This window comes from Gordonia otitidis NBRC 100426 (genome assembly GCF_000248075.1).
Lineage (GTDB): Bacteria > Actinomycetota > Actinomycetes > Mycobacteriales > Mycobacteriaceae > Gordonia > Gordonia otitidis.
The window spans coordinates 1-26,225 of sequence record NZ_BAFB01000232.1 but is presented as its reverse complement, the minus strand read 5'-3'; the positions used below and the strand labels follow the sequence as shown (position 1 = coordinate 26,225).

The 26,225-nt window shown below is 65.7% G+C and carries 25 protein-coding genes, 1 tRNA gene, 1 pseudogene and 1 riboswitch; of the genes and pseudogenes, 11 read left to right on the top strand and 16 right to left on the bottom strand.

Going from position 1 to position 26,225, the window contains the following annotated elements; genetic code table 11:
* Positions 1 to 2 precede the first annotated feature (2 nt).
* On the bottom strand, positions 3 to 398 hold the full coding sequence (locus GOOTI_RS22155; RefSeq protein ID WP_007240832.1) for a hypothetical protein: 396 nt from the start codon (positions 396 to 398) through the stop codon (positions 3 to 5).
* A 154-nt stretch (positions 399 to 552) separates the two neighbouring features.
* On the opposite strand from GOOTI_RS22155, the gene hisN reads away from it, so the two are divergent.
* Together hisN and GOOTI_RS22145 are read left to right on the top strand one after the other, a co-directional pair.
* Positions 553 to 1,353, top strand: coding sequence for a histidinol-phosphatase (gene hisN, locus GOOTI_RS22150; protein ID WP_085949821.1), 801 nt, complete (start codon positions 553 to 555; stop codon positions 1,351 to 1,353).
* Between the two features lie 116 nt (positions 1,354 to 1,469).
* Positions 1,470 to 1,868 (top strand): VOC family protein, encoded by a 399-nt coding sequence (locus GOOTI_RS22145; RefSeq protein WP_007240830.1) that lies wholly within the window; start codon positions 1,470 to 1,472, stop codon positions 1,866 to 1,868.
* 75 nt (positions 1,869 to 1,943) lie between these two features.
* On the opposite strand, the gene GOOTI_RS22140 is transcribed toward GOOTI_RS22145, so the two are convergent.
* A complete protein-coding gene (locus tag GOOTI_RS22140) occupies positions 1,944 to 2,603 on the bottom strand; it encodes an MBL fold metallo-hydrolase (protein WP_007240829.1) in 660 nt (219 codons plus the stop codon).
* Positions 2,604 to 2,694: 91 nt separating this feature from the next.
* Positions 2,695 to 3,156, bottom strand: coding sequence for a DUF2752 domain-containing protein (locus GOOTI_RS22135; RefSeq protein WP_007240828.1), 462 nt, complete (start codon positions 3,154 to 3,156; stop codon positions 2,695 to 2,697).
* Positions 3,157 to 3,398: 242 nt separating this feature from the next.
* Here GOOTI_RS22135 and GOOTI_RS22130 point away from each other — a divergent pair, with 242 nt between their 5' ends.
* Together GOOTI_RS22130 and GOOTI_RS22125 are read left to right on the top strand one after the other, a co-directional pair.
* Complete coding sequence (locus tag GOOTI_RS22130; RefSeq protein WP_039994568.1) at positions 3,399 to 4,772, top strand: acyl-CoA dehydrogenase family protein; 1,374 nt, start codon at positions 3,399 to 3,401, stop codon at positions 4,770 to 4,772.
* Between the two features lie 28 nt (positions 4,773 to 4,800).
* Entirely contained in the window at positions 4,801 to 6,021 is a 1,221-nt protein-coding gene (locus tag GOOTI_RS22125; RefSeq protein ID WP_007240826.1) for an acyl-CoA dehydrogenase family protein, read from the top strand.
* Between the two features lie 119 nt (positions 6,022 to 6,140).
* On the opposite strand, the gene GOOTI_RS22120 is transcribed toward GOOTI_RS22125, so the two are convergent.
* The 8 genes from GOOTI_RS22120 to GOOTI_RS22085 form a co-directional block, all read right to left on the bottom strand.
* Positions 6,141 to 6,689 (bottom strand): universal stress protein, encoded by a 549-nt coding sequence (locus GOOTI_RS22120; RefSeq protein WP_007240825.1) that lies wholly within the window; start codon positions 6,687 to 6,689, stop codon positions 6,141 to 6,143.
* Positions 6,690 to 6,716: 27 nt separating this feature from the next.
* Positions 6,717 to 7,085, bottom strand: a complete 369-nt coding sequence (gene crcB, locus GOOTI_RS22115) for a fluoride efflux transporter CrcB (RefSeq protein ID WP_007240824.1) — start codon at positions 7,083 to 7,085, stop codon at positions 6,717 to 6,719.
* On the bottom strand, positions 7,082 to 7,582 hold the full coding sequence (gene crcB / locus GOOTI_RS22110) for a fluoride efflux transporter CrcB (protein ID WP_007240823.1): 501 nt from the start codon (positions 7,580 to 7,582) through the stop codon (positions 7,082 to 7,084). Before crcB (GOOTI_RS22110) ends, crcB (GOOTI_RS22115) begins: the two co-directional genes overlap by 4 nt.
* 22 nt (positions 7,583 to 7,604) lie before the next feature.
* Positions 7,605 to 7,686: riboswitch (Fluoride riboswitch) on the bottom strand.
* Between the two features lie 107 nt (positions 7,687 to 7,793).
* Entirely contained in the window at positions 7,794 to 9,770 is a 1,977-nt protein-coding gene (locus tag GOOTI_RS22105) for a propionyl-CoA synthetase (RefSeq protein WP_373279042.1), read from the bottom strand.
* A complete protein-coding gene (locus GOOTI_RS22100; protein WP_039994563.1) occupies positions 9,721 to 9,969 on the bottom strand; it encodes a DUF2630 family protein in 249 nt (82 codons plus the stop codon). Before GOOTI_RS22100 ends, GOOTI_RS22105 begins: the two co-directional genes overlap by 50 nt.
* A 79-nt stretch (positions 9,970 to 10,048) precedes the next feature.
* Positions 10,049 to 10,375: a histone-like nucleoid-structuring protein Lsr2 gene (locus GOOTI_RS22095; RefSeq protein WP_007240820.1), complete on the bottom strand. Its 327-nt coding sequence runs from the start codon at positions 10,373 to 10,375 to the stop codon at positions 10,049 to 10,051.
* A gap of 515 nt (positions 10,376 to 10,890) precedes the next feature.
* A tRNA-Met gene (locus GOOTI_RS22090) sits at positions 10,891 to 10,964 on the bottom strand.
* A 189-nt stretch (positions 10,965 to 11,153) separates the two neighbouring features.
* Positions 11,154 to 14,129 carry a UPF0182 family protein gene (locus tag GOOTI_RS22085; protein WP_007240819.1) on the bottom strand — a complete coding sequence of 992 codons (2,976 nt, stop codon included), beginning with the start codon at positions 14,127 to 14,129 and terminating at the stop codon, positions 11,154 to 11,156.
* Between the two features lie 181 nt (positions 14,130 to 14,310).
* On the opposite strand from GOOTI_RS22085, the gene GOOTI_RS22080 reads away from it, so the two are divergent.
* Entirely contained in the window at positions 14,311 to 14,952 is a 642-nt protein-coding gene (locus tag GOOTI_RS22080; protein WP_039994562.1) for a PPA1309 family protein, read from the top strand.
* 102 nt (positions 14,953 to 15,054) lie between these two features.
* Here the strand turns inward: GOOTI_RS22080 and GOOTI_RS22075 are convergent, their stop codons facing one another.
* The gene (locus GOOTI_RS22075) at positions 15,055 to 16,092 is read right to left on the bottom strand and encodes a YlbL family protein (RefSeq protein ID WP_007240817.1); all 1,038 of its coding nucleotides are present in this window, start codon (positions 16,090 to 16,092) and stop codon (positions 15,055 to 15,057) included.
* A 237-nt stretch (positions 16,093 to 16,329) separates the two neighbouring features.
* On the opposite strand from GOOTI_RS22075, the gene GOOTI_RS22070 reads away from it, so the two are divergent.
* From GOOTI_RS22070 to GOOTI_RS22050, 5 genes are all read left to right on the top strand, one after another.
* Complete coding sequence (locus GOOTI_RS22070; protein ID WP_007240816.1) at positions 16,330 to 17,868, top strand: zinc-dependent metalloprotease; 1,539 nt, start codon at positions 16,330 to 16,332, stop codon at positions 17,866 to 17,868.
* Between the two features lie 231 nt (positions 17,869 to 18,099).
* Entirely contained in the window at positions 18,100 to 19,062 is a 963-nt protein-coding gene (locus GOOTI_RS22065; protein WP_007240815.1) for a hypothetical protein, read from the top strand.
* 70 nt (positions 19,063 to 19,132) lie between these two features.
* Entirely contained in the window at positions 19,133 to 20,449 is a 1,317-nt protein-coding gene (locus GOOTI_RS22060) for an ABC1 kinase family protein (protein WP_007240814.1), read from the top strand.
* Between the two features lie 241 nt (positions 20,450 to 20,690).
* Complete coding sequence (locus GOOTI_RS22055) at positions 20,691 to 21,632, top strand: 13E12 repeat family protein (protein ID WP_007240813.1); 942 nt, start codon at positions 20,691 to 20,693, stop codon at positions 21,630 to 21,632.
* 1 nt (position 21,633) lies between these two features.
* A complete protein-coding gene (locus GOOTI_RS22050; protein ID WP_007240812.1) occupies positions 21,634 to 22,344 on the top strand; it encodes an HNH endonuclease in 711 nt (236 codons plus the stop codon).
* 151 nt (positions 22,345 to 22,495) lie between these two features.
* On the opposite strand, the gene GOOTI_RS22045 is transcribed toward GOOTI_RS22050, so the two are convergent.
* The 3 genes from GOOTI_RS22045 to GOOTI_RS22035 form a co-directional block, all read right to left on the bottom strand.
* Positions 22,496 to 22,822 carry a WhiB family transcriptional regulator gene (locus tag GOOTI_RS22045; RefSeq protein WP_007240811.1) on the bottom strand — a complete coding sequence of 109 codons (327 nt, stop codon included), beginning with the start codon at positions 22,820 to 22,822 and terminating at the stop codon, positions 22,496 to 22,498.
* Between the two features lie 170 nt (positions 22,823 to 22,992).
* Positions 22,993 to 23,277, bottom strand: coding sequence for a hypothetical protein (locus GOOTI_RS22040; RefSeq protein WP_007240810.1), 285 nt, complete (start codon positions 23,275 to 23,277; stop codon positions 22,993 to 22,995).
* A gap of 118 nt (positions 23,278 to 23,395) precedes the next feature.
* Complete coding sequence (locus tag GOOTI_RS22035; RefSeq protein ID WP_007240809.1) at positions 23,396 to 25,531, bottom strand: ATP-dependent DNA helicase UvrD2; 2,136 nt, start codon at positions 25,529 to 25,531, stop codon at positions 23,396 to 23,398.
* A gap of 207 nt (positions 25,532 to 25,738) precedes the next feature.
* Here GOOTI_RS22035 and GOOTI_RS22030 point away from each other — a divergent pair, with 207 nt between their 5' ends.
* Positions 25,739 to 25,963, top strand: coding sequence for a mycoredoxin (locus tag GOOTI_RS22030; protein ID WP_085949820.1), 225 nt, complete (start codon positions 25,739 to 25,741; stop codon positions 25,961 to 25,963).
* Positions 25,964 to 26,035: 72 nt separating this feature from the next.
* On the opposite strand, the pseudogene GOOTI_RS22025 reads toward GOOTI_RS22030, so the two are convergent.
* Positions 26,036 to 26,225: pseudogene (locus tag GOOTI_RS22025) on the bottom strand (NAD(+) diphosphatase); the annotation flags it as partial.

The following is a 26,225-nucleotide window of genomic DNA, read 5'->3' as shown; positions in this document are numbered from 1 at the left end:
AGTCACGCCGGCGGTGGTGCGGACGGCGGAACCTCGGGCGTCTGCATAGGCGGCAACTGTCCGAAACTCCATGTCGTCGCGGTCTTGCCCGGCTTGTAGACGACGGCATGCTCCGAACCGATCTGCGGCCACGGCTCACCCGCGGAGAGGATCATCGTCCCGTAGACCTCGGTCGGGTTCGTTCCGGGACCGTTGATGGTTCCGGAGATGGTGCAGAACATCTGTCCCTTGCTGTCGGGCTCGTTCTGTTCGCTGACGCCTGTGACCGTCAGCGTTCCCTGCGCGTAACCCGCGGTGTTCCCGCCGCCGAATCCGCCGATCCGCTGGCCCCGGTAACGCATGATCATCGCGGCCACGGCAACGACGAGCAGGATGATGAGGATCGCGGTGAACAGCATGGGGACAACCCTACCGATCGCTGCCGGACATTTCGGGCGTTGCCTCTTTCGCTATGAGGTCGTCTATTTCACGATGAGGTTGCCTATTTCGCGATGGGCATGACGCGTCCGTCGTGCTGCGGAGGACGATGCGGCGAGGCGATACCCTGACGTGGTGCTTCCGACGCCTGGCTCCGACCTGACCGCCGACCTCGATTTCGCGCTGTCGCTCGCCGAGTCGGCCGATTCGATCACCATGAGCCGTTTCGGCGCCCTCGACCTGCGGGTCTCCGACAAGCCGGACCTCACGCCGGTCTCCGATGCCGACCTCGCGTGCGAGCAGATGATCCGGGATCGTCTCGCGGCGATGTGCCCGCAGGACGAGGTCCTCGGCGAAGAGTTCGGCGGCGCGGCGACGATCGAGGGACGGCAGTGGATCGTCGACCCCATCGACGGCACCAAGAACTTCGTGCGCGGGGTCCCGATCTGGGCGACGCTGATCGCCCTGCTGGTCGACGGCGTTCCCGTCGTCGGCGTCGTCTCGGCACCTGCACTTCGTCGACGCTGGTGGGCTGGACAGGGTATCGGCGCATACGTCTCGTTCGACCACGGCGAGGCGCGCAGGGTCGCGGTGTCGCAGGTTTCCGACCTCGCGTCGTCGAGCCTGACCTTCTCGAGCCTGTCCGGCTGGGCCGACCGCGGTGTCCGAGACGAATTCATCGCTCTCACCGACCGGGTCTGGCGGGTGCGCGGATACGGCGACTTCCTCAACTACTGCCTCGTCGCGGAAGGCGCAGTGGACATCGCGGCGGAGCCCGAGGTGTCGCTCTGGGACCTCGCCCCGCTCGACGTGCTCGTCCGCGAGGCGGGCGGCAGCTTCACCTCGCTCGAGGGCGTGCCAGGCCCCGGGGGTGGCAGCGCGGTGGCGACGAACGGACTGCTCCACGACGAGGTACTCGCAGCGCTCGGAAACTGACCGGCACGTATCTCCGCCGACCTGACCGCTCGGATAGTCCCGTGGCAATCGGGGTGTGTCCGCCGTCGCCGACTCCTAGCGTTCTGGTCGTAACCTCGACGCGCCAGGAGACCGTAATGCCCAGCTTCCCCGCACTGACCCACGTGGCGATCACCGTCACCGACCTCGACGCCAGCACGCGCTGGTACTCGGCATTGTTCGACGCCGCGCCGGTGCTCGACGAGGACGAGGAGTCCGGCGACTTCCATCACGCGGTGTTCGCGCTCGACGGCGACACGCTCTTCGGATTGCACACGCACACCGGGTCGCGCGCCTCGGGCGCCTTCGACGAGCACGCGACAGGACTCGACCATGTCGCGTTCGCGGTGGGCCGCGACGAACTCGACGACTGGGTTGCTCGACTCGACGAGCTCGGGATCGCACACAGCGGCATCAAACACGCGCACTACGGATCGGGCATTTCGTTCCGCGACCCCGACAACATCGCTCTCGAGTTCTTCGCACCCCCTGCCTGAACCGCCAACCGGTAGCCGGTACTGCCCCACATCAGGATCACGCGCCGCCGCGCGACGCATCACACCTCGGTGGCATCACACCTCGGTGGCCGACTCACCGTCCAACACCACGAACTCGGTACCCGGGTCCTTCATGTCCGCGAGGCGCCCGTAGTGGATGCCGGTGCCGGCGTCAGACAGGATCGCCTGATGGATGGGGACGGCGACCCTCGGGGCCATGGCGCGCAGGTAGTCGACGGATTCACTGAGCTTCATCCATGGTGCCGCCGACGGCAGCGCGAGGACGTCGACCTGCTCGAACGGGATGTAGAAGGAGTCGCCAGGATGCATGAAACGTCCTGGCGCGGTTGCAGTTCCGAGCACGTAGGCGACGTTGTCGACGACCGGGATCTCGGGGTGGATCACCGCGTGGCGACCTCCCGTGAACCGGGCGGTCACCGAGCCGACATCGACCTGGCCGCCGGCGAGCGCCGCGGTCCACTCCCCCGCGACGTCGTCGGAGTTGAGCTGGGCGGCGGTCTGCGGATCGGCGATGCGAATCGCCTGCGGATTCTCCCCGATCAGGTTGGGCAATCTCGCGACGTCACAGTGATCGGGATGCTGATGGGTGATGAGAACGGCATCGAGACCGGTGAGACCTTCGAAGCCGTGGGAGAAGTTGCCGGGGTCGAAGAGGATTCTGGTCCCCTCCAACTCGACGAGCACGCAGGAATGTCCGAAGTGGGTTATCTGCATAGGTCCACTGTGCTCTCGGCCGGACCCATGTGCACCCCCGTGTGCACCGATGCCCCCGGTCCGATCCGGCTCCTCCCGGGTTCCGCACCCCTCACACGACTGTAGGGAACAGGCCCCAACCTGCAGCGGCGTCGATGATTCGCGCCACGCCGTACACCAGCCAGATCCCGACGACGGCCAGCGCATACGGCATCAGTCGTCCGAGCCGGAGGCTCGCCAATGCGGCAGGACCGGCCATCAGTCGCCATACTGCGAGTACCACCGCGATGGCCGTCACCGCCATCGTGATCGGCCCGAAGACGTTGAGGCCGATTGCCCCGGCGACATCTCCGTGCATCAGGTGGGTCCAACTGCGGGTGAGCCCGCACCCCGGGCACGGCAAGCCGGTCATGATTCGAAACGGACACACATCCGGCCCGTGGTCGACCGCGGCGGGTGAGAGGACGGCGGCGACCGCCAACGCTGCCCCACCGATCCCGACGACCAGCGCCGGGCCCAGACGTCGAGGACCTGCCGGACCGGTCGGATACGACGACCCGACCGGCTTCGGCACGCGACGAACACTGGACACGCCAGCAAGCGTAGTCGCCGAGCCTGCGCCGACGGCCCGACGACTGCGGGCCCCGTTCCCGAACCACGTGACAGCCCATCCCGAACCACGTGACAAAGTCCTTACCGGGTAGTAAGGTCCGTACTTACTATCCGGTAAGATAGCCCCGTGGGCGTGGCCCGCGACCGGCGTCCCCGGACGGCCACACCCGAGAACAACATCGAGCGCGAAGAGAAATGGTGGTCATGACAACTCACACCGAACCCCGCGACACGTCCGCGGTGGGCAAGAACCCGCACAAGCGCAACGCCATCGGCACCGCCATGCGTGTCCTCACCACGGTGACCGGCTCCGATTTCGCCGAGAAGTACCAGATCCGTGAACCCATTAACCGGATTGCGTACCAGGCCACCAAGACGGGCTTCCAGACCCTCGGTGCCGCCAATCGTGCGTTCAAGAAGGTGCAGAGCGGCGGATCGGGCGGCGCCAAGCGGCTGACCACTGCACCCAAGGACTACTTCAACCTCAATCCCGACGACGAACAGCAGATGATCGCCGAGACGGTGAAGGAGTTCGCCGAGGAGATCCTGCGTCCGGCCGCCTACGAGGCCGACAACGCAGCGACCGCACCCGACGACATCGTCAAGCGTTCGGCCGAACTCGGCATCACCATGATCAACGTGCCGGAGGACTTCGACGGCGCGGCAACCGAACGGGGTGTGGTCACCAACGCGCTCGTCGCCGAGGCGATGGCCTACGGCGATATGGGCCTCGCTCTGCCACTTCTCGCACCGAGCGGTGTCGCCACCACGCTCACCAACTTCGGCAGCGACGGCCAGCAGAAGACCTACCTCCCCGATTTCGCCGGCGAGAACGTGCCACAGTCCGCCGTGGTCGTCGCCGAACCGCGTGCCCTCTTCGACGCGTTCTCGTTGCAGACCAAGGCAACTCGCGTCCCGAGCGGCTACCGCCTCAACGGCGTGAAGTCATTCGTACCCGCGGCGGGCTCATCGGAGCTCTTCATCGTCGGAGCCCAACTCGAGGGACGTCCAGCACTGTTCATCGTCGAGTCCGACTCGCAGGGCCTCATCGTCGAGGCCGACCCGGGAATGGGCGTGCGTGCTGCGGGCATGGGCCGACTCCTCCTGCAGGACGTTGCGGTGCCCGAGTCGGCATTGCTCGGCGAAGAGGCCGGCGAGGCAGCATTCGCCGCCTATCGCGACGTGGTGCGGTTGTCGCGCCTCGGCTGGTCTGCGCTGGCCGCCGGTACCGGCAGGGCAGTCCTCGACTACGTGATCCCCTACGTCAACGAGCGCGAGGCGTTCGGCGAGCCGATCTCCAACCGGCAGGCGGTGGCGTTCATGGTGGCCAACATCGCAACAGAACTCGACGGCATCCGTCTGGTCACACTGCGCGGCGCCTCGCGGGCCGAGCAGGGACTGTCGTTCGCACGGGAGTCGGCGCTCGCACGAAAGCTGACCCTCGACAAGGGCTTGCAGATCGGCCTCGACGGAGTACAGCTGCTCGGCGGTCACGGCTTCACCAAGGAGCACCCGGTGGAGCGGTGGTACCGCGACCTGCGCGGTGCAGGCATCGGCGAGGGCATCGTCGTCCTCTAGGCGACGATTCGAGAAGGACACTTCAGACATGGCAATCAATCTCGAGCTTCCGCGGAAGCTCAATACCACCATCGATCAGGCTCACCAGGCGGCAGCCGAGATCTTCCGTCCGATCTCGCGCAAATACGATCTCGCCGAGCACACCTACCCGGTAGAACTCGACACCCTCGCCAGCCTGTACGACGGTCTCTCCGAGACGGGGCAGGCAGGCGCTGGCGCCGACGGCGGACGCAGCCAGAAGAAAAAGAAGGAAACGCCCGAGGGCGTGAACGTCAACGGCGGCAACATGCAGTCGGTGATGAACGTCATCGAAACCTGCTGGGGCGACGTCGGTCTGACTCTGTCGATGCCCTACCAGGGGCTCGGTAACTCGGCCATCGCCGCGGTCGCCACCGACGAACAACTCGCACGGTTCGGCAAGGTGTGGGCCGCGATGGCGATCACCGAACCGAGCTTCGGCTCCGACTCCGCGGCCGTCACGGCCACCGCGACGCTCGACGGTGACGAGTACGTCATCAACGGCGAGAAGATCTTCGTCACGTCCGGTTCACGGGCCACGCACATCGTCGTGTGGGCCAGCGTCGACCGCAGCCTCGGCCGCGCGGCCATCAAGAGCTTCGTCGTTCCGCGCGAACACCCCGGCGTCGAGGTGGTGCGTCTCGAGCACAAGCTCGGTATCCGGGTGTCCGACACCGCGGTGATCCGCTTCGACAACTGTCGCATCCCCAAGGAGAATCTGCTCGGCTCGCCGGAGGTCGACACCAAGAAGGGCTTCGGCGGTGTCATGCAGACCTTCGACAACACCCGCCCGCTCGTTGCCGGAATGGCGGTCGGTGTCGCACGCGCAGCACTCGAGGAGCTACGCCGAATCCTCGAGGAGGCGGGTATCGAGATCGACTACGACAAGCCCGCGGAGAACCAACACGCGGCAGCAGCGGAATTCATCCGTATGGAGGCCGATTTCGAAGCCGCCTACCTGATGACGATCCGTGCGACGTGGATGGCCGACAACAAGGAACCCAATTCGCTGCAGGCGTCGATGGCGAAGGCGAAGGCCGGTCGCACGGTCACCGACATCACCAACAAGGCGGTCGAACTGACCGGAACGCTTGGTTATTCGGAGCGGCTGCTTCTGGAGAAGTGGGCCCGCGATTCCAAGATCCTCGACATCTTCGAGGGGACCCAGCAGATCCAGCAACTCATCATCGCCCGTCGCGTGCTGAACAAGAGCAGCGCGGAACTCAAGTGACCCACTGAGTTTCGACAGTAGGAGGTCTCAGTACGAGCCCCGAGCACCCGCCGCCGGCGGTGAGGTGGACGCACCCACTGCCGGCGGCGGGTGCTTCGGGGCTCGTACTGTCCAGATCACTATGCCTGTCCGGGGAACACGGTGTCGACGTCGACGCCTGAGGGGACCACGAGCAGCGGAACCCTCCGCTGGCCGAGCATTCGCCGCGCGACGGATTGACCGACGACCGAGTCGACGTAGGACATGAATCCGCCACGGGGACTTCCAATCACCACCATGAGCGCCCCGTAGCGGTCACTCACCGTCGCGAGAAGCTCAGCCGCAGAACCGTGTCCGCTGTGATAGGTCCACGACGCAGGAACAGCGTCGAGGATTCTCCTCGCCTCCAGTGCGGCGTCGTCGACGGTGGCGTCGAACTGTTCCTCCCAGTTCGGGGCATCCGGGTCGAGCGGTTCGTCGTCGAGGTCGACGATGTGCACCACGTGTAGGTGCGCGTCGAGCAGTCGCGCGAGTCCCGCGGCGTACCGCACGGCAGTGACGCTGTCCGCGTGTCGATTCCACCCGATGACCAATGCGGCTCGGGCATCGAGTCGTGGTGTGGGCCCACGCCTGTGCCGCGTGAGTGGGCCCTCGTCGTCGTGCTGTCCGAAACCTTGTGTGGTCGTCATCATCGAGTCCTCTCCCGAGCTCACCGCTCAGATCGCCCATGCGACCGCGAGACCGACAGCGCATGCCGCGGTGGCACCCACGACGGAACCGATCGCGTTCGACACGGCGAGTGCGCTTCGACGACGCTGCGCCAGTCGCACGGTTTCGACGCTCGCCGTGCTGAAAGTGGTGTAACCGCCACAGAATCCGGTACCGACGATCACCTGTAGGTCCGTGGGTGCCGCATGGTAGATCACCAGTCCGGCGAGCACTCCCAACAGCAGCGAACCCGTCACGTTGATCACCAGCGTGGCCCACGGGAACACCGTGCTGCGTCGTTGTTTGATCGCGCCGTCGACGACGAAGCGCGCGACGGCACCGAACGCACCGGCGATCAGGACGGCGACGACGGTCATGACACCTCGCCTCCTCGACGCCGCAGGGCCGCCCCGGCCACGACGATCCCGACCCACGCGCCCACGAGGCCGAGGAGAACGCTCACAACCGCATACGCGACCGCGGTCACGGGCGCTCCGTGGTGACCGAGTTGGGTGGTCTCGAGCGCGAATGTCGAGTAGGTGGTGAAGGCACCACAGAAGCCGGTCCCCGCGCACACACGCACGTTGCGACGCCAACCGACGTCCGGGCCGGCGAGAGCCAAGATCTCCAGCAACGCGCCGAGAACGAACGCACCCACGATGTTGACGGCGAATGTGGCCCACGGCCAGCCTGTACCCACCGTCGGGAACAGTTCTTCGATCAGATAGCGCAGACCGGTGCCGGCGACGCCGCCGACGAAGACGAGGGCGAGCGCACCGACCTGCAGGTGCAGCGGCCGAGGGTTCGGGGCGTCGGGATCGATCGGGATCGGGTTCGTCGCATCATCCGTCGACTCGGCACGTTCATCGCACACCACAAAGCTCCTTCCGTCACCTACCGGAACAGGAACTATCAGCCGTGAACGGCGGTTCGGGGGCACGCAGTGCCGCCCGGGCGAGATCCATCACCTTGGCCGAGTCTACGCACCTCATCTGTCATGCCACACCTTCGGCACCGCCCAAGGTGCGGCAGCACAGATGAGGTGGAGTCCTCATCGGAGTCAGCATCACTACCGCTCGGCCGTGTCAACCGCCGATCTGTTCGGCCAGCTGTGCCAGTACGTCCGGGTCCTCGATGGTCGATGGCACTGCGTAGTCCTGGTGATCGGCGATCTGCCGCATGGTCTTTCGCAGGATCTTGCCCGATCGGGTCTTCGGCAATGCCGGTACGACGGTCACGTCGCGGAATGTGGCAACGGGACCGATGTCGTTGCGAACCATCGTGATCAACTCCGACCGCAGGTCGTCGGGGTCGATGTCGACTCCCGATTTGAGCACCACGTAGCCGCTCGGTCGCTGTCCTTTGAGATCGTCGTGGATGCCGATCACCGCACACTCGGCGACCGCGGGATGTGACGCGACCACGGCTTCGATACTGCCGGTCGACAATCGGTGCCCCGCGACGTTGATCACGTCGTCGGACCGTCCGAGGACGAAGACGTAGCCGTCGGCATCGATATAACCGGAGTCGCCGGTGAGGTAGTAGCCGGGAAACGCACTGAGATACGAACTGCGATACCGCTCCTCGTCGCCCCACAGTCCGGCCAGCGTGCCGGGCGGCAACGGCAGCCTGATGACGATGTTGCCCTCGACACCAGCATCGACGGCGCTGCCCTCGGCGTCGACCACTTCGACGCCGAAGCCGGGCACGGCAACCGTCGCCGACCCCGCCTTGACCGGCATGGGTTGCAGCCCACGTAGATTGGCCGCAATGGCCCAACCGGTCTCGGTCTGCCACCAGTGGTCGATGACCGGTACCCCGAGCACGTTAGACGACCACGCGAGAGTGTCCGGGTCGAGTCTCTCGCCCGCGACGAAGAGAGTACGCAGCGTCGAGATGTCGTACTGGTCGAGAAGTTTCGCATCGGGATCGGCTTTCCGGATGGCCCGGATCGCCGTCGGAGCGGTGAACAGCGCCTTGACGCGATGCTCGGCGATGACCCTCCAGAAGGCACCCGCGTCGGGCGTCCCGACCGGCTTGCCCTCGTACATGACCGACGTCGCACCCACCAGCAGCGGAGCGTAGACGATGTACGAGTGGCCGACGACCCATCCCACATCGGATGCGGTCCACCAGATGTCGCCCGCACCGATGTCGTAGATGTTGGCCATCGACCAGATCAACGCGACGGCGTGTCCACCGTTGTCGCGCACCACGCCCTTGGGTTTGCCGGTGGTACCCGACGTGTAGAGGATGTAGAGGGGGTCGGTGGCTGCGACGTCGACGGGCTCGGTGAGCCCGGCGGTCTCCATCTCGGTGTCCCAGTCGAGCCACTCCGCACCGCCGCTTCCGGCGTGGTCGGCAGCAGCACCTGCCACCTGCGGCCGATCCTTGACCACGACCGTCGACACGCCTGCGTCGGCAAGCGTCAGCGCCTTGGCCACGATGGGCAGATATTCGACGCTGCGCCCCGGTTCGAGACCGCCCGACGCCGTGACGATCGCAACCGGCTCGGCGTCGTCGATGCGAGTGGCGAGTTCCGGGGCCGCGAAACCGCCGAAAACCACCGAGTGCACGGCACCGATGCGCGCGCACGCCAGCATCGCGACAGCGGCTTCGGGGATCATCGGCATGTAGATGATGACGCGGTCGCCCGCCGACACCCCGCGTCGTCGCAACACATCGGCGAACTTCGACACCTCGACGAGCAGTTCGGCGTAGGTGTACTCGCGGATCTCGTCGACCATCGCCGAGTCCCAGATCAGCGCCATGCGGTCGCCGTGACCGGCCGCGACATGCCGGTCGAGTGCGTTGAAACACGTGTTCAGTCGACCGTCGGGAAACCAACGGTAGATCGGTGCGTCTGAGTCGTCGAGCGCGACGGTCGGCGGAATCGACCACTCGACGTCGGCTGCCGCCTGCAGCCAGAAGTTCTCCCTGTCGTCGACGCTGCGCGTGAACGTCTCGCCATAGCTGCTCATCGAACGCCTCGTTTCGTCCCCTCGCGGCGATTCAGTCCAGGTACTTCTCGACGACGTCGGCAGGCCTGGTCGACGCCGCATCCGGGTCCTGTCCTGCGTCGCGCTTCGCCTGACGCTGGCGCAGGAGATCCCATGCCTGGTCGAGGGATACCTCGATCTGGGACAGGCGCGAGTTCTCCTCGTCTGGCGTGATGTCGCCGCGCCCCAACTTGGAACGGAGTTCGTGCTCCTCGGCGATGAGGTCGGTGATGTGCTCGTGAATCTGCTTGTCGGTGGCCATGGCCACCACGTTAGTACCGCCGGGGCACGGCGAGTCGCAAAAGCTCAGACCGTCAGCGGACTTCGGACGCGCAGGCCACTCAGACGGCGGCTTCGAACGCCGACACGATCTCCGACGAGATGCGTCCGCGATTGCTGATCTCGTACCCGTTCTCGCGCGCCCACGCACGAATCGCCTGCGTCCGAGGGTGCGCGCGCTTCGACGGACGTCCCTGTTTCCCTGATTCATTCGCCAAACGGGAAACTGCCAGATACTTCTGCAGGGATTGTGCGAATTCCTTGGCGTGCGCGGGCGACGTGTCGAACTCGTACTGTTTTCCGTTCAACCCGAAAACAACGGTCACAGCTTCTTCTAATTCCGCCCCGTCGAGATCGTCGACGAACTTGACGACTTTTCTTTTAGCCATGTCGGCTTCCCCTCCTCCGTGTCACGCCGATGATCCGACGACCCTGCCGCGGCACGAGCCTGCACGAAGTACCCCCCCCCGTGACCGGCGTGGCACGACTGCTCATCGCATCGCGCTCGCGCACAATGCGATGCCGACCGCACGGTGTTTCCCCCCGAACGGTTGTGTACGGCTTCCCCACCTGACGCAAACCGGACACATAATCGTCGAATCGGATTGAGTCTAGCGAATATCGGATACTCGCTCATCACCAGAGGCGTGATGTCGCGAAATACGGGCCTCGACGCGCCTACTGCGCGGTGCGAAGAATGTGCTGCCCGAAATCGCAGCGAACGTCTGCAGCGATGCGGGTGCGTCGGCCACGTCGCAGAAACGCGAACTCGCAGTTGCGTTGTTTCGTCCATCCGATGAGCCGAGAACACATTTCGAGCCCAGATGGATCAGCATGAGCCTGACGATATGAATCCGGCCCGGCCGTAACGATCGTGATCGTTACGGCCGGGCCGGATTTCTCGTAGCGGGGACAGGATTTGAACCTGCGACCTCTGGGTTATGAGCCCAGCGAGCTACCGAGCTGCTCCACCCCGCGTTGCTGAACACCACGTTACAGGTGCGTTCGATGCAGATGCAAATCCATTACCGTGACCCCCCTGACCTGCGGCGACATGCTCAAAACACCACCAGAATGACATCGGGGTGACCGACGTCACCCCGACAGTTTCACATCGAGTTGACGACGCCGGACCGCGACTCGTACGGCCCGGCGTCGTCGTGCCGATCAATTCCCCGACGGCAGCGCCTCGTACTGCTGCACAGCCTTGTTGAGCCGATCGAGGGCCTGCCCGTATGCGGTGAAGTCGCCCTTGCTCTGCGCATCCTTGAGCTGGCCGAGCGCGGCGCCGATCTCCTTCACCGCGGCGTCACGCTGCGGACTCGACGGCCCCTGCTGGTCGGGTTGTGTCGGTGTGGCGATCGGCTGCTGGCCGTCATCCCCGACGTCGACCGGCCCGTTCTCCGGAGCGGTCACCTGCGCGGGAGAAATCCCGACGTCTCGCAGCGCTTCGGCCACTGTCGCCCGATAACCCACCCTGGCTTCGTTGCTGGCCGCGTTGAAATACACCAGCACGCGGTACAGCTTCGGAATCGCCGAGTCGTCTGTCTTCGACTGCGTGTACATCGGCTCCATGTAGAGCACGCCGTTCTGCCCGACCGGAAGCGTCAACAGGTTGCCGTAGGTGACCTTGGTGGTGTCCTCGACCTGTTTTCGGTCGGACGCCACAGGCCCGGCGCTCTTCATGTTCTCCTGCGCCTGCTGCGGGCCGACGGTCTGTTTGGTCGTCGGCAGTGTCTTGACGGTGATCTTGCCGTAGTCCTCAGGATCGGAGGAGGCCGTCATGTACGCGGAGAGGAACCGGCTGTTGAGACCGTTCATCACCGTGGTGAGCTGGAACTCGGCCTGCGGGCCCGACGGCGATGCCGCGGTGAAGTAGTACGGCGGCTGACTGAGTCCCTGCCGTGCGGCATCGTCGTTCGTCGGATCGTTGGGAATCGACCAGAAATCGTTGCTGCGGAAGAACGTTCCCGGGTCGGACACGTGATACCGCGACAGCAGTGTGCGCTGGAGTTTGAACAGATCCTCCGGGTAGCGCACGTGCTGCTTCAGGTCGGTCTGCTTGTCGAACTCACTGCGCGGCTTGACCGTTCCGGGGAAGACCTTCATCCAGGTCTTCAACACGGGATCATCCTGATCGACCTGGTAGAGGGTCACCTTGCCGGTGTATGCGTCGACGGTCGCCTTGACCGAGTTGCGCACGTAGGACACCTGCTTGTTCGCCTGGGTGCGGCCGGTCTGACCACGATTGAGCTCCTGCGCGTCGGTCGTCGCGTCCTGCAGCGACGTCTTCTGCGCGTACGGGTACGTCTCGAGTGTGGTGTAGCCGTCGACGATCCACTTGATCGATCCGTCGGCCATGACCGACGGGTAGGTCTTGGAGTCGACCGTCAGCCAGGGCGCGACCTTCTTGACGCGGTCGCGGGGGTCGCGGTTGTAGATGATCTTCGAGTTGGAGTTGATGGCACCCGAGAGTAAGATGTTGCGCTCGGTGTATTTGACCGAGTACAGGACGCGGTTGAACCAGTTGCCCAGTGAGACACCGGAATCGGCGCTGTAGGTGTAGTTCTTTCCGTCGAGGTCGTACTCCTTGTCGCCGCCGGTCGAACCGACGATCGCGTAATCGGGATCGACCTTGGCGATCAGTTCACCGAAGTAGATTCGCGGCTGGGTCACCTTGATCGGCGCGTTCGCCTTGTAATCGTCGGTCTGATAGTTCTCCAGGTCACTCACTGCGAAAACCGGCAGACCACCGCGGTCACTTTCCGCGTCCGACGACGCCTCGTCGACGGTGTTCGCCTGCGCCGCGATGAAGCCGTTTCCGTGCGTGAAGACGGTGTGTTTGTTGATCCAGTTCTGCTGGTTGGCGTCGAACTTGCTGGGATCGAGTTCGCGCGCGGCGACGATGAAGTCACGCTGCTGGCCGTCGACGTCGTAACGATCGACCGCGAGCTGCGTCGGGAATCCGTAGAAGTTCTTGAGCTTCTGCCGCTGCGTGAACGCGGGCTCGATCACGTTGGGGTCGAGCACCCTGATGTTCGACAGCGTCGCGGTGTCGTTGTTGACGGCAACAGGATCCGCGGGTTCCTGAGTCCAGTTGCGTTGGTAGACGACGTTGGTGCCGTCGACGAGACCGTAGGCACGTTTGGTCGCGTCCATGTTTCGTTGGATGTACTCGAGTTCTTTCTGCGCCGCATTCGGCTTGACCGAGAACTGCTCCATGGCCAGCGGCCATCCGACGCCCATCACCAGCGCGGTGAACAGCATCAGCACGGTCGCGAGCGCGGGGATGCGCAGATCGCGCAGCACAGCGCCCGCGAAGAACGCGACGGCACAGATGATCGCAACGACCATCAGGATCAGCTTCGACGGCAGCACCGCGTTGATGTCGGTGTAGCTCGCGCCGGTGAAGATCTCCTGTTTGCGCTGACTCGACAGCAGTGAGTAGCGGTCGAGCCAGTACGACACGGCCTTGAGCAGCAGGAAGGTTCCGGCGAGGACGGCCAGCTGGATGCGCGCGGCGTTGGTGATCGAGTTGCCGCCACCACCGAGCCTGATCCCGCCGAACAGGTAGTGGGTGATCAGGTTCGCGAAGAACGAGATCACCACGACCACGAACAGGATGTTCAGGATGAAGCGATAGAACGGCAGATCGAAGGCGTAGAACCCGACGTCGAGCCCGAATTGCGGGTCGCGCTGGCCGAATTCGGTCCCGTGGAGGAAGGTCTGGACTGTGGCCCACGAGCCCTGCGCGACCAGGGCGAAGATCAGGCCGACGAGAATCGGCGGGATGAGGGCATACCACCGGATGTGTCCCATGATCGACGCCCGGTAGCGCGCGAGCGGATCATTGGGTCCGCTCGCCGGCACGAAGACCGGGCGTGATCGATACGCGAGCGCGATGGCGCCGAAGATCAGTCCACCCGCCACGATGCCGACGATGAAGAACAAGGCGATGCGCGTCCAGAGAATCCGCGAGAACACTCCGGTGTAGCCGACGTCCGACATCCAGAGCCAGTCGGTGATGATGCTGACGAGCCTGGGCCCGACCAGCAATATCACGAGGATGGCGACTCCCACCCCGATGGCGATCTTGCTTCTGCGCGACAGTGTCGGCATGCCCGCCGGCCCGCGTACGCCCACTAACCCACTCTCCCAGTGCCATCGTTCCGGGGTCCGCCCGGTTCGGTCATTCCGGACATCTCCGGGTTGGCTCGCACCACTCGGCGCGATCGTGGCATTCACTGTACTGGCCCGACACCGAGGTCACCGGATCCTGTGGTCCCGCGACGTCGCGGTAGCGCAGAAGGCACTATTGACAGCCATGACCGACGAGCACAACGGCCCCGGCCACACGGGCGCAGACGACTTCTCATCGGACGTTCCGGGATTCTCCCCCGATGATCTCGGGCGCGCGCTGCACGACATCCTCGACCACGTCGAGCTCGGCGGTTGGGGTCAGCCGCCGCAGTTGTTCGCTCTGGTACCGACGAGCCTCATCGCCGCGCAGAATCCCGAGTTGGTCGACGCCGATGACGATTCGGCGCTCAGCCCCGTGGCTCAGGAACCTCTCGAGGTCGCGAACGGCGACGAGCCCTACGCGCAACTCGAGGAGTTCCTGGCGACGGCGTCGTGGCCACCACCGGTCGAGGGCGTTGCACTGGTCCTCGAGATCGTCGTACTGCCGCCGGACGCCGAGGGCGACCTCGACTCGGCATTCGAACCGCTTCTCGGCGATCAGGACGCCAGCGAGTCGGCGGCACGCACCGCCGCACGCGCACACCCGGACGCGCGCACAGCACGGCTGGCCGTCGGAGCGTTGCGTGACCGGAAGACGTTGTCGTTGATGCGGTTACAACCCTCACCCGACGACGATCCCGACGCGCCGATGGAGCTCCTCACGCATCCGGAGCTGGCGTCGACGCTTCAGGCTGCACTCGCGGCGACGCTTGATGACCGCACCTAGCGCGGGCCGTCAGAGCTGAAGGTGTGTGTCACCAGCTGAATGTGTATCTGATCGCGAGATGTGTTCTGCGGCGCCCGCATCCTCGGATTCGACACCGCGACCTCAGCAGTGCGGCGCGTCCTTCCCGCTCCGGACGTCGTCGAGGGCCGAGAGCGCCGAATCGAGCGAACTGACTTTCACCAGTTGCAGCCCGTCGGGGGCGTCGGATGTGGCCTCCCTGCAGTTGTTCTCGGGCACCAGGAACACCGTTGCCCCCGCCTCGCGGGCTGCGCGGGTCTTGTGCGTTATCCCGCCGATCGGTCCGACCTTCCCATCGTCGGCGATCGTTCCGGTGCCCGCGATGAACTTGCCTCCGGTCAGTTCGCCGGGCGAGAGTCGATCGATCACCGCGAGCGTGAGCATCAACCCGGCCGACGGTCCGCCGATGTCGCCGACGTTGTAGGTGATCTTCAGGTTCGGGTCGGCGTTGACGACGTCCGGCGTGAGTCCGATGTAGGCCACGTCCTCGGCGTCGGGTCGACTCCCGGCGGTGACGGTGACGGTCTGCCGGGTGCCTGCACGTTCGATGTCCATGGGGATCTGCGCGCCGGGCTTCTGTGCGCGTACGGCCGACTGCACGTCCTCGGACGTCGACACCGGGGTTCCGCCGACTGACAAGATCACATCGCCCTGCCGCAACACCTTCGACGACGGCCCGTCGGATGCCACAGAGTCGACGACGAGTTTCGTCGGACGGTCGAGGTGGCGCAGCGCGGCGGCGGTCGCCGTGCTCTCCGAGCCCGACATCTGCTGCTGGTTCTGTTCCTGCACCTGCTCTGTCGTCTGGTCCGGCGGGAAGATCTGCTCGCGCGGTTGCACCGTGTATCGCCCCGACAGCCACAGCCGCATCGAGTCGAACAAGGTGAGTCCGTCGTTCACCGACACCGTGGTGAGGTTGAGGTTGCCGGTCGTCGGATCGACCTGCGTGCCCGTGATGTCGACGACGGGCTTGTCGTCGAGGTCACCAAGTGTGTTGACGGTCGGGCCGGGGCCGAGTGCGACGAAGGGCACCTGGACCGTCGTGCCGACGACGATGAGGATGAGCAGAAGCAATGTCGTCACGGCGATGGTGGCGATCCGGCGGGAATGCTGCCGCACCATCGTTGCGGGACCTGTCATTCCGCCCACCATAATCGACGCCGCGTGCGGCACATGCATCCAGTCGCGTGCGGCACATGCATCCAGTCGCGAGCGGCCAGCGCATCTGGCCGGGTGCGGAACGGGTGAGCCGATGCCGCGCAGCGTCGACAACCAGCGGCGAGATCATTGAGCGAACTACGCTCAAGGCGAACGCTCCGAGGTCACCGGCCGCCGCGCCCGGACGGTACCGTGGAAGGCATGAGTGATTTGCCCTTCGGATTCTCCTCGCACGGTGACGGTGACGACAACAACCGTGACAAGAACGGCGACCAGAACCGTCACGACAAGGGCAGCGGTGCGTCCGGTGGCGCTCCCGGCGGTGGTGACTCCGCCCAGAATCCGTTCGGATTCGCGCTCGGCGGTGAGTCGCTCGACCCCTCGGCCCTCGGTCAGATGTTCAGTCAGCTCGGCAGCATGCTGAGCGGAATGGGTTCCGGCTCCTTCGGATTCGGCGGTAACCAGGGTTCCGGGCCGGTCAATTACGACCTCGCATCCAATCTCGCTCGCCAGCAGATCGGGAACTTCACCCCCGTGCTGGAGAAGGAGACGAGCGCGGTCACCGACGCTGTACGTCTCGCCGACGTATGGCTCGACGACGCCACCACCCTTCCCGGTGGTGTGAGCAAGTCGGTCGCGTGGACGCCCGTGCAATGGCTCGAGCAGACGATGCCCACCTGGAAGCGCCTGTGCGATCCGGTGGCTCAACAGCTGTCGCGTACCTGGGAGCAGAACCTACCTCCCGAGGCCGCGCAGTTCGCCGGGCCCATGATGGGCATGCTGACCCAGATGAGCGGGATGGCTTTCGGCACCCAGCTGGGGCAGGGGCTAGGGCAGCTTGCCAAGGAGGTGCTCACGTCCACCGACATCGGCCTGCCGCTGGCGCCCGAGGGTGAGGCAGTTCTGTTGCCCGAGGCGATCGCGTCCTTCGCCGATGGGCTCGAGCAGCCCGCACAGGAGATCGTCGTGTTCCTCGCCGCACGCGAGGCCGCGCATCTGCGACTGTTCACACACGTGCCGTGGTTGCGTCAGCGACTTTTCGCGACCGTGGAGGAGTATGCACGCGGTATCACCGTCGACTTCAGCGGTATCACCGATCTGACGGCCAACATCGATCCGGCGCAGCTGTTCTCCGATCCGTCGAAGCTCGAGGAGCTGATGAGCTCGTCCGCATCCTTCGAGCCGACGACCACTCCGGAGCAGAAGGCGGCTCTCAGCCGACTGGAGACCCTGCTCGCACTCGTCGAGGGTTGGGTGGAACAGGTTGTGTCGCAGGCGCTTTCGGATCGAATCCCGAGCACGGCGGCCCTCACCGAAACCATGCGTCGACGCCGCGCCTCCGGTGGACCGGCCGAGCAGACGTTCGCCACGCTCGTCGGACTCGAGTTGCGTCCGCGCAAGGTCCGCGAGGCGTCGGCACTGTGGCGTTCACTTGTCGAGGCGAGCGACATCTCCACGCGTGACGGCGTCTGGGCGCACCCCGATCTGATGCCTGACGCCGACGATCTCGACAACCCGGCGGGCTTCATCGATCGTGTGATCGGCGGAGACGTGGGAGGTATCGACGAGGCGATCGCCGAGCTCGAGCGCACGCTCGCCGAGGAGGCGGAGAACACGTCCGGCGGGTCTGCGTCCGACGCCACGCCGTCGTCGGAGGCACAGCGTGATTCCGACGGGAAGCCCGAATCCGGCGGCGCAGAAGGCGACGACGGCAGTTCGGGGACCAAGGCTGACGACTGACGTCCGCGCCCTCTGCGGTCGCGCACCTCCTACACGTGCGACACGCGCTCGAGCCCTGACGTATGTGCACGCCCTGCCCTTTGCCTGACGCGTGCGCACTGACGACTATGCACTGATGTATGTGCCCTGCAACGCAGTGGTGCTTGTGCACTGTGTACCGGCGTGGGCGAAGGTCTGTGGATAACACCGACGCCCGCCTCACGAGCGGCATTCTGCTGGCAGAGTTGCCGCATGACCCGACGCGCGCATGATCTGCGGACTTCGACGGTCGACGCACCCGGACCCGATGTCCCCACCCCCGATTCTCCCGGACCCGACGACCATCTGCCCGTTCTGATGCCGGGCACCGCGGTGTTGGTCAGGCCGGGGAACAGGGTGCAGATCGGTAGCGGTCCCGACCGCGGAGTCGTCGTCGAGCTCGACGAGAGTGGATCGGCGCGTGCGCTGGCGGATCTGCTCGCGACTCTTGCCCGTCCGCGTCGAATGTCCGAGCTGGCACCCGAACTCGCCATCACCGGGGTCGACTCCGCCGATCTGATCCGGGTTCTCGAGCATCTCCTCGCGACGGGCCTGGCCCTCCGCGGGCGGAGGGTCCCGTTTCGTCCGATCGAGGGGCGCCTACGCCGTATCCGCGTGCACGGCACGGGACCCCTGGGCGGACATCTCGCGACGTCGCTGGCCGATGCCGGCTTCTCGGTGACCCGGTCGAGTGGACGACCGTCGCTCGACCACCCGGTTTCGGGCTGGGCCACCGACCTGGTGGTGCTGACCGACTACCTCGTCCACGACACGATGCTCATCGCAGGACTGATGGACGCAGGCACGCCGCACCTGCAGGTACGGATGCGTGACGGCGTGGGCATCGTCGGTCCGTTGGTGCTACCCGGCCTGACGAGCTGTCTGATCTGCATCGATCTACACCGCGCCGACCGCGATCCCGAGTGGCCGATCGTGTCTGCGCAACTGGTGCGCGTCGCCGGCCACGGCCGTCCCGCAGCAACCCGCGCGACCGCGGCGTTGGCTCACGAGCACGTGGATCAACTGGCCGAGGCGATCCGTTCCCCGGATCGCGCAGGACTGCCCGAATTGTTCGGGCGCACCGTCGAATTGCATTCGGAGCCGACGAGGATCGTCACCAAGACGTGGGCGCCGCATCCGCTCTGCCGATGCCGACCTGCGGCCGCGGTGGGATGAGGCTGTTGCGGCGCGAGGATGAGACCGATCCTCAGGTGCGTCCTCTATCCTGGGATGGGGAAAGGACACCATGACCGACATCACACGCGGGCAGCACCGCCGCAACGCTCGACTGGCCACGTTGCCGATCGGGATGGCGGGCCGCGCGGCGGCAGGCCTCGGCAAGCGCATGGTCGGCAAAGACAAGGACGAGGTCAACCAGGAACTCCTGGAGAAGGCCGCGGACCAACTGTTCTCCGTACTCGGCGAACTCAAGGGCGGCGCGATGAAGGTCGGCCAGGCCATGTCGATTATGGAAGCCGCCATTCCCGAGGAGTTCGGCGAACCCTTCCGCGAAGCACTCACCAAACTGCAGGCCGAAGCTCCCCCACTACCCGCTCCCAAGGTCCACAAGGTTCTCGACCAGCAACTCGGCACCAAGTGGCGTCAGCGTTTCCGCGAGTTCTCCGACGAGCCCGCGGCGTCGGCCAGCATCGGCCAGGTTCACAAGGGCGTCTGGGCCGACGGTCGCGAGGTGGCGGTCAAGGTGCAGTACCCGGGCGCCGACCACGCTCTGAAGGCCGACCTCAAGACGCTGTCGCGCATGTCGGGTCTACTGCAGAAACTCTCGCCCGGCACGGACGTCAAAGCGATGATGGACGAACTGATCGATCGCACCGAAGCCGAACTCGACTACCTCGGCGAGGCCGACAACCAGCGAGCGTTTGCCAAAGCATTCGACGGCGACTCCGACTTCGTCATACCGAAGGTCATCGCGAGCGCTCCCAAGGTGGTCGTGTCGGAGTGGCTCGACGGCACGCCGCTGTCGAAGATCATCACCTCAGGCGACCAGGCGACCCGGAACGAAGCCGCCGCACGTATGGCCACGTTCGAGGTCAGCTCCCCGTTCCGGGTCGGCCTGCTCCACGGCGACCCGCATCCGGGCAACTTCTTCATCACCGACGACGGCCGCTTCGGGGTGCTCGACTTCGGTGCCGTCGGCCACTACCCGAACGGTTTGCCGCCTGAGACCGGCCCCATCCTTCGACTCGCGCGCGACAAGAAGTACGACGAGCTGACAGAAGAGATGATCAAGGCGGGCTTCATCCTGCGGTCCCGTGCCGACCGGGTGAGCCCAGACGATATCGAGGCCTACCTCAAACCGTATGTCGATCCGCTGTACTCCGAGTCGTTTCACTTCACGCGCAAGTGGCTGCAGCGCGCAGCGGGCAAAGCCACGGACGTGCGTGGCGATGTGTACAAGACGTCCCGAAACCTCAACGTGCCCAAGCACTATGTGATGGTGTTCCGCGTCCTCGCCGGTTGCGTCGGCATCGCCTCGCAGCTCGACGCCGAGGCTCCGTACCGGGCGATCATGGAGAAGTGGGTGCCGGGGCTCGCGGACTGAGCAGCCCTCGGACTCAGGCTGAACCCCGCGCCGACCTGCCCGGGCCCGCGCCGACCTTCCTGAGCCCGCCGACGTGACTGAATTGTTCTCTAGTCCCCCAGCCGGTTAGGCGAACTAAACCGGGTTGTCCACAGCTTCGAATCACGGTTGTCCGAATTGTCGTACCCGCCAGATAGTCTGGTTCTCAGATCGAACATACAAGCGATCACGAGAACGTGGCATAACGGCGAGAGGGGCGGCGGTGTCAGAAGAACATGCACATTCCAGTACGGGCCCACTACCTGTCGGCCCGCTCCCTGTCGGGCCGCTGACGTTCGGCCCCGCGGACGCACTCCGGATCAGTCGCCTGTCGGGTAGCGAATTGAACGACGTCGGTCGGGCCACCCAGCGCCTCGCGCGTCAGGCCGAAGCCCGGACTGCGCTCCTGGCGTTTCGCATCGGCGAGTCCGTCGCCGACGACATGCTGATCGTCACCTCAACCCGTCCGCACACACACCACGCCGCCGACAATGCGGCGATCGCGGAGATCTCGCTGCAGCTGGGGATCTCTCGTTCACAGGCACGGCGATACGCAGTCCTCGGCGCGCAGCTGGCCGATCTGCCCGAGACCTCGACAGCTTTCCTCGACGGCGAGATCCGCATGTCCCGGATCGAGCTCGTCGCCGAAGCGCTGTCCGCACTGGATTCGGCCCTTCGTGCGAACGCCGAGCCGCTGGCCGTCGAACTCGCTCGTCGGACCTCCGCAGACTTAACACTCAGAGACCAGCTCGCCGAGTTGGTGATCGCACTCGACCCCGAAGCTGCCGCCGAAGCACGACGCGACTTCGCCGAGCGCAATCAGAACATCCACATCCGACCCGAGGTGCACGGACACGTCTCGATCGACGGATGCCTGCCAGCCGAGCAGGGCGTTCACCTGGTGACCCGCATTTCGGCACTGGTCGCAGAACGGTTGTGGCCCCGACGACTCGCGACCCGAAGGTCGACGCCGTGTCGCCGCTTTCGCCGAGATCCAGGGTCTACCGGGCGCACGCCTCACCTGCGACTGCGGATCAACGCATTGTCCGGCAACACAACCCGACGTCGAGCCGCTCGACGGTCCCGACGCGCACGCGTCGGACCCGGCCCAGTCGAGTCCGGCCGAGCAAGAACCCGCTCGAGGAGGAGAGGTCGATACCGCTGAGATGACGGTGTCCGGCGACGAGACCGCCGTCAGCGATGAGACCTGTGACGAGTCGGTGCCCGGGGCAGCGTGTCAGACGGCATTGGAGGTGCTCGTCGACCCGGCAGGAATCGATGTGCCACGGCTGGTCGGCTACGGCGCGATCGACCCCGCGCATGCAGCCGAACTGGCCGCGGGTGTGATCGCACGGCCCGTCGACATTCCAGGCCTCACTTCGCTCATCGATGCCGCCGAACTGCCGACGCCCGCCGTCACTGCGCTTCCCGGCGACGGGACGCTGGCCAACCTCACGTCGCCGGGACTCAATCTCGCCGCGATGGCGTCGAATCTTGCGACCTGGGGTCTCCCTAACAATCCCGCACCGCCGATCGATCCCAGCGGGCACGGCGGATATCCGGCCCCACCGCGATGGGCGCTGCGATACCGAATACCCGAGTGGCTTCGCGAACAAGTCGTGGCACTCCACGGGGTGTGCCGGTTTCCGGAGTGTGGGAAGTCCGCACATCGCGCGGAGCTCGATCACCTCGTGAAGTTCCACCACGCCGACCCTCTGTCCGGCGGCTGGACGGTGCTGTTCAATCTGATTCCGCTGTGCGGACCCGATCACCAGCGCAAGCACCTTGGTCTGTGGATCCCCACGATGCGCAGCGATCTGTCGATCAGCTGGACGAGCACGCGAACCGGCGAAGTGGTCACCACCTATCCGCGCTGACGGAACGTTGACACCGCCGATGAACGTACGAGCGGCGCGCTTCCGCGCACGCATTCGAGATCGAGCGCCTGCCTGCCCCGACTACACATGGCCCCTGCCCCAGCGACGTCGGGCGCTGCGGCAGGGGCCATGCTTGTCGTGCATGTGTATGTCAGGCCGCATTCTTGCGCGGGCGTCCGCGAGGGCGCTTGCGCGCGATCACGGCGCCGCGTTCGAAGATCTCACCACCCCAGACGCCCCAGGGCTCGGCGCGATCGAGTGCGGCCTGCAGGCACTGCGCCCGCAGCGGGCACTCGGCGCACATCGCCTTGGCCCGCTCGAGGTCACGGGGATCATCGGCGAACCACAGGTCGGCGTCGGCTTCCTGGCACGGAAGTGCCGAGGCGGTGGCAGGAGTTACCTGCGACACGGCCACGGACTCGGCGGCGAACTCGCGGTCCGCCGACATACAGGACTCCAGAACACATTCGACGGTCATCTGGTACTCCACATCTGTTCGAGGATGGTCATCGTCTGAGGGCGATGGCCGTTGGCCTCGACGTGATGGGAGTCGCCGATCCACTGGTGGAGGTCGGTCGTCCGTCACGAGAAAGGCCACGGGTCGCCGTATGCGATTCACCCGTGGCCGTTGTGGCTGTCGACATCCTCCTACGTGGAGAGATCCCGAGTCAGTACGGGGAACCGCTGCGTCGCTCGCTTCGCTGCGGCAGTGCTCGCTGCCGGTGCTGCCGGTGGGAAACCGGTTGCACAGAAACCGAGTGCGTGCACACGCAGTGCCGACTGCGGATCCGCAGCCAGCCAGGAGCGTTCACTGACGGCATACGCGCGAGGCGCATGGAGTTCGATGCGATGGGCATCGGGCATCGCGGCGATCGGCTCGATCGACACGGCAGCTGCCGAGTTCTGCTCGATCGCGTTGGCGATTCCGTTCACTGATCCACTCCTTTCGGTCTCGATGACTTCGCGAGGGGCTGCGACACACTCGAGTGCGCCGGTGACCTTCCCGTGCTGACGCGAACCAGACTATGCGGTGCGCTCACAAACGCACAACCTATTTTTGACCTGCGCTTTTGACGAGTTCGATGACCTCGTCGCCGTACTCGTTGAGCTTCGCGGCCCCGATACCCGAAATCGACACGAGCGCAGCGGAGTCCGTTGGTCGCTGCTCTGCGATCGCCAGCAACGTCTTGTCGGAGAACACCACGAAGGCGGGAACCTTCTTGGAATCGGCCCGTGTACGCCGCCATTCCTTGAGCGCGACGAGCAACCCTTCGTCGAGGTCCGACGGGCAGTCTGCGCACCGGCCGAGCAGGGTTGCGGTCGCGTCGATCAGACGGGAGCCGCACACCCTGCACGTGGGCCCCTTCCGCGGTGCGCGCTTCGACGCCGGGGCGATGCGTGACGCAGGCGAGTCGTCGGGGACGACGTCGGCGAGGAATCGGGAACGGCGCCGCGCGCGTCCACCCTCGTTGCGAGCGATCGCCCACGAGATGTGCAGATGCTCTCTGGCGCGGGTCACACCGACGTAGAAGAGTCGACGTTCCTCCTCGACGTCGTCGAACGAGCCCTTGATGGCCTGGCTGATCGGCAACGATCCCTCGGTGAGCCCGACAAGGAACACCGCGTCCCACTCCAAACCCTTCGCTGCGTGCAGCGACGACAGCGTCACGCCCTGCACGGTCGGTGGGTGACGTGCCTGCGACCGCGCATCGAGTTCGGCGACCAACTCGGTCAGCGTGAGGTCGGGGTTGTCGACAAGCATGTCGTCTGCCAGCCCGGACAGCGCGCGCAGCGACTGCCACCGCGCCTTCGCCTGTGCACCCTTGGGCTCGTCGTCGGACATGCCCAGTTCGCCGAGGACCGAGCGCACCACCGTGGTGAGTTCGACGTCGTCGCGGACTCCGCGTTGGGCCACCTGCGACAGTTGCCTCATCGCCTGGCGGACCTCGGTCCTGGTGAAGAAGGCCTCCCCGCCGCGCACCTGATACGGGATACCCGCTTCGGTGAGTGCTTGCTCGTGATTCTCCGACTGTGCATTGATGCGGTAGAGGATCGCGATCTCCGAGGCGGACACACCGGCGTTCATGAGGCGCTTGATGGCCGCAGCGACCGCGCCCGCCTCGCTGGGCTCGTCGTCGTATTCGGCGAACGCGGGCTCGGGACCGGGTTCACGCTGCCCGATCAATTGCAGTCGTGTTCCGGCGATTCGTCCGCGCGCGGCACCGATCACGCGGTTGGCGAGGCTGACCACCTGCGGCGTCGACCGGTAGTCGCGCTCGAGCCGTACGAGCGTGGCGTCGGGGAATCGACGGCCGAAATCGAGCAGGTACTTCGGGGTGGCCCCGGTGAACGTGTAGATCGTCTGATTGGCATCGCCGACGACGGTGAGGTCGTCACGCGCCCCGAGCCACGCGTCGAGCAGACCCTGCTGCACGGGCGTCACGTCCTGATACTCGTCGACGACGAAACACCGGTAGCGCGAACGGAATTCGTCGGCGAGGCCGGCGTCGGACTCGAGAATCGTCGTCATGAAGATGAGGAGATCGTCGAAGTCGAGCAGGCGGTCGCCGTCGGGCGAGACCTTGGCGTCCTCGTAGGCGGCGAACGCCTTTGCCACCTGCGCGGCGGGTGCCGGAGTCTCGCGGGTGGCGCGGGTCACGGCGGCTACGTAGTCCTCGGGACCGATCAGCGAGGCCTTCGCCCATTCGATCTCCGACATGAGGTCGCGCACGGTGTCCGTCGAACTGTCGAGCCCCGCTCGACGCGCCGCTCGACCGACGACGGGGAACTTGTTGTCGAGCAGTTCCCACGACGCGCTGCCGAATGCGCGCGGCCAGAAGTAGCGGAGCTGGCGCATGGCCGCCGCATGGAAGGTCTGCGCCAGCACACTGGGCCCATCCGCGCCGATCCCGAGCGACCTGAGCCTGCCGCGCATCTCCCCCGCTGCTCGTGCGGTGAACGTGACAGCGAGCACCTGGCCCGGGTTCACTTGTCCCTGATCGATGAGATACGCAATCCGACGCGTGATGGTGCGCGTCTTGCCCGTCCCCGCGCCTGCCAGCACACATACCGGGCCGCGCGGCGCGAGGACCGCGGCGCGCTGTTCCGGGTCGAGTCCGTCGAGGATGCTGCGATCACGTGGGCTGCGGTCACGTGGGTCGAGGGGCGATGAGGGACTGTCGGGCACGGCTTCCACTATGGCACCCCGCTTCGACGACGACGTGGGCCCGTCGAGGGTTGTCCACACCCGGCGCCTGAGCTGCTACGTGGCGTCAGATCGTCTCGCGGGAACACAGGCAGCGTCGATCGTGTTGTGTGTGCCATGACCGACTCAGCCGAAAACCAGACTCCCGCGGCCCAGACTCCTGCAGCCCAGACTCCCGCGGCACTGACCATGTACACGACGTCGTGGTGCGGGTACTGCGCCCGACTCAAGACAGCCCTGCGCAGCTCCGGCCTCGAGTGGACCGAGATCGACATCGAGCGCAACCCCGACGCCGCCGAGTTCGTCGGCAGCGTCAATGGCGGCAACCACGTCGTCCCGACGGTGCTCTACTCGGACGGCACGACCGCCACGAATCCGTCGATCAGCGACGTGAAGAAGAAGCTCGGCGTCTGACCCGCACAGTCGGCGACCAGAAGCGCACAGTCGACAGCACGGAGCGCACAGTCGGCGGCCAGGGGCGCACGCTCAGGCGGGTGTTCTGGCCCAGGCCTCGACCAGCGCACGCGCGATCGAGATCGACCCCGGTAGCAGGAGGCGCGGAGCCTCCTCGCCATCGGCCACAGCTCGTCCGGCACCGTCGGGTTCGGGCATTCCCCGTAGCCACTCCTCGCCGCGGTCGAGTGCATCGAGGACCTCGGCGCGGGTGAACCACTGC